Source organism: Alphaproteobacteria bacterium, from assembly GCA_030740435.1.
Taxonomy (GTDB): Bacteria; Pseudomonadota; Alphaproteobacteria; order UBA2966; family UBA2966.
This window is the reverse complement of sequence record JASLXG010000173.1, coordinates 1-3,028: the sequence shown is the minus strand read 5'-3', so window position 1 is coordinate 3,028 and position 3,028 is coordinate 1. Positions and strand designations below refer to the sequence as shown.

The following is a 3,028-nucleotide window of genomic DNA, read 5'->3' as shown; positions in this document are numbered from 1 at the left end:
GTAGTTCTCAACCAAATGGCGCCATTGGTAGATGTCCTTGTCGTAGGCGATTTGCCTTATCCGGTCGGCTTTTGATGGGATGACCGCGGTGATGCCACGTTGATCCAGTTCCGCCCGCAGCCAATCGACGTCGAACGCTTTACCACGACCTGGTCGCGTTGGCCGGCGATTGTCATGCGTTGGTGGCTTAGTTTCCTGGTCGGGCTGGCGCTGTCGCCGGTGGCTCTGGCCGATCCGATTGAGGTTCAAAGCCGGCGCCTCTTCCTCAATCCCGAGGATCCGGCGCAAAAGCGCATCGGCGAACTGGTCTTCAAGGGCGGTCTGGCGCTGAGCAGCGACGACGACCGCTTCGGCGGTTTTTCCGGGCTTTCGCTGGCCGCCGGCGAACTGGTCGCGGTATCCGACAAGGGCTATTGGCTGACGGCCAGGCTGGTCGAGGAAAAAGACCGCCTGGTCGGCCTGACCGAGACCCGCATCAGCGCCATGCTCGACCGCGACGGCCGGGCCTTGGGGAGCAAGAAGATGTCGGATGCCGAGGCGGTCAGGCGGCGACACGGAGGTTTTCTGGTCTCCTTCGAACGCCGCCACCGCATCTGGCTCTACCCCGGCGATGATCCCCACAAATCCGTACCCCGGGCGCTGCCGGCACCGCCGGGGCTGGGCCAGGCGCCGCGGAACGGCGGCCTCGAGGCGCTGGCGCCGCTCGAGGGCGGCGGTCTGCTGGCGCTGACCGAGGGTCTGGAAGTGGCTGGCGGTCTGCGCGGCTGGCGCTATGACGGCCTAAGCTGGCGGCCGCTGATCTATGGCACAACGGGCCAGTTCAAGCCCACCGACCTGGTGGCGCTGCCCGGCGGCGGCTTCATGGTTCTGGAGCGGCGCTATACCCCGCTCGGCGGCCCGGCGGCGCGGTTGCAGATCATCGCCGCCATCAGGCCGGGTGCGCCGCTGACTGGCCGCCAGATCGCCATCATCACGTTGCCGCTGACGGTCGACAACATGGAGGGACTGGCCGTGGTGCCGGTGTCGGGTGGCCTCGCCGTCTATCTCTTGTCCGACGATAATTTCAATCCGCTGCAACGGACGCTATTGCTGAAGTTCGAACTGAAGCTGCCCTAAGCCGGGGCCCGGTTTTGCACCAGTAGCATCAGGGCCCGGAAGGGAATCAGCAGCGCCAGGGCCATGGCCAATTTGACGCCGAAGTCGCCGACGCCCCAGGTCAGCCAGGGCAAACCCGTGCCGGCAAAGGCCAGCGAGAAAAACAGCGCCGTATCTAGGGCCGAGGCCAGCAGCGACGACAACAGCGGCGCCTGCCACCAGGTCAGCCTTCTCAGGCGGTGAAAGACCGTGATGTCGAGTAGCTGGGCGGCCAGGAAGGCGCTGCCCGAGGCGATGGCGATGCGTGGTGTGGCCAGGGCGATGGACAGTATGACGGCGATGGCGAAGCCGACGTAGACCACGCTGCGCGCCCGGGCCGGGCCGTAGCGGCGGTTGGTCAGGTCGGTGACCAGGAACGACACCGGGTAGGTCAGCGCCCCCCAGGTCAGCCAGTCGTTGATGGGATATTGGACGGCGACGTTGGAGCCCACCACGACCACGACCATGGCCAGGATGGGCAGCCACAAGAGGGCGCCCATTTCCACCAAGCGGTCGGACATGGGATTAGCTGGCGGCGTCGCGGGCCGCCACGGCCTGGGTGATCTCGCGCTTGAGACGGCGCGCCGCCAGCGACAGCTTGTCGGGCTTGGCCTTTATCAAAAAGGCGTCGAGGCCGCCGGTATGCTCGACCGAACGCAGCGCCGCGGTGCTCACCTTGAAGCGCACGCTGCGGCCCAGCACCTCGCTGTAGAGCGAAAGATTATGCACGTTGGGCAGATAGCGCCGTCGCGACTTGTTGTGCGCGTGGCTCACGTTATTGCCGGTGAGCACGCCCTTTCCGGTGAGTTCGCAACGTCGTGCCATGACCAAAACCCGCTAGCCAAGGATAGGGAAATTGCCTAAGTCGGGGCAGGAGCGTTCTACGCCCGGCCGCCCGAGGCGCCTGTTTACGTCATGCACCGGGTGCCGTCAACAGAGAGGATAGCCTGGGCCATGGATTTCAGCGACCAAATCAGGGAGTTTTGCGCCGCCGTCGAGGCCGGCGATGGCGGCCGCCTGGCCGCCCTTTTTACCGAGGACGGCGTTTACGACGACCTCTTCTACGGCGCCTTTGCCGGGCGCCCGGCCATCGCCGCCATGTATCATGATCTCTGGTGCCGCGACGGCGAGCGGTTTTGCTGGGAGATGGAAGACGTGGTAGCTGACGGGCGCCTGGGCTATGCGCGTTACTACTTCAGCTATACCTCGAAGATGGCGGCGACGCCGGGCCGGCGGGTCTATTTCGAAGGCGTCGCCTGCTTCCGTTTGCAGGGCGGCCTGATCGAGCGCTACGAGGAAGTGGTGCGCACCGGCGAGTGCCTGACCAATCTGGGCCTGGAGCCGGAAAAGCTTTTGCGTGTGGCGGCCAAGTGGAGCGAACGCCAGAACGCCGGCGAACGCGCCCTTCGGCATCTGGCGTTATAGGGTGGCGGCGAGTCTTTTTTGAACCCTCACCGGGCGGGCGCATCCGCGCCCTTGGCCTCCGCCCCCATTGGGGGGCGGCTTAGTGTCGGTACAGTGTGTTTATTGCTGCTTTGTCATTTTGTGCAACGGGAGCAACGCGACCCGCCGCCCCTGCAGCGCCCCCGCGGAGGCAGCGGACTTTTGTAGACCCTCACCGGGCGGGCGCATCCGCGCCCTTGGCCTCCGCCCCCCATTCGGGGAGCGGCTTAGCGGCGATATCGAAGTGTGGTTTTTGCTGCTTGGTTTTGGTGCAACGGGAGCGACCGCGACCCGCCGCCCCTGAGGCGCGCCCGCGCAGGCAGCGGAGCGCAGCTCCGCCGCCGTGAGCGACAAAAGCTTACGTGTCGATGGGTACGCCGGCGACCTTCTTCGAGGTGCGGATGCCCAGCGAGCTTTTGACGTGGGAGACGTTGGGTGCCGCCGTCAGCTC

General features: G+C 65.7%; 5 protein-coding genes. 2 read left to right on the top strand and 3 right to left on the bottom strand.

Annotated features, from left to right (window positions below; translation table 11 throughout):
- Window positions 1-174: 174 nt before the first annotated feature.
- Complete coding sequence (locus tag QGG75_17060; GenBank protein ID MDP6068940.1) at window positions 175-1,116, top strand: esterase-like activity of phytase family protein; 942 nt, start codon at window positions 175-177, stop codon at window positions 1,114-1,116.
- Here QGG75_17060 and QGG75_17055 read toward each other — a convergent pair.
- On the bottom strand, window positions 1,113-1,655 hold the full coding sequence (locus QGG75_17055) for a VUT family protein (protein MDP6068939.1): 543 nt from the start codon (window positions 1,653-1,655) through the stop codon (window positions 1,113-1,115). The genes QGG75_17060 and QGG75_17055 overlap by 4 nt on opposite strands.
- A 4-nt stretch (window positions 1,656-1,659) precedes the next feature.
- Window positions 1,660-1,959 carry a 50S ribosomal protein L28 gene (gene rpmB / locus QGG75_17050; GenBank protein ID MDP6068938.1) on the bottom strand — a complete coding sequence of 100 codons (300 nt, stop codon included), beginning with the start codon at window positions 1,957-1,959 and terminating at the stop codon, window positions 1,660-1,662.
- A 129-nt stretch (window positions 1,960-2,088) separates the two neighbouring features.
- Between rpmB and QGG75_17045 the strand changes: the two genes are divergently transcribed.
- On the top strand, window positions 2,089-2,559 hold the full coding sequence (locus QGG75_17045) for a nuclear transport factor 2 family protein (GenBank protein MDP6068937.1): 471 nt from the start codon (window positions 2,089-2,091) through the stop codon (window positions 2,557-2,559).
- Window positions 2,560-2,935: 376 nt separating this feature from the next.
- Here the strand turns inward: QGG75_17045 and QGG75_17040 are convergent.
- Window positions 2,936-3,028 (bottom strand): ArsR family transcriptional regulator (locus tag QGG75_17040; GenBank protein MDP6068936.1); only part of this gene is annotated, 93 nt, incomplete at its 5' end.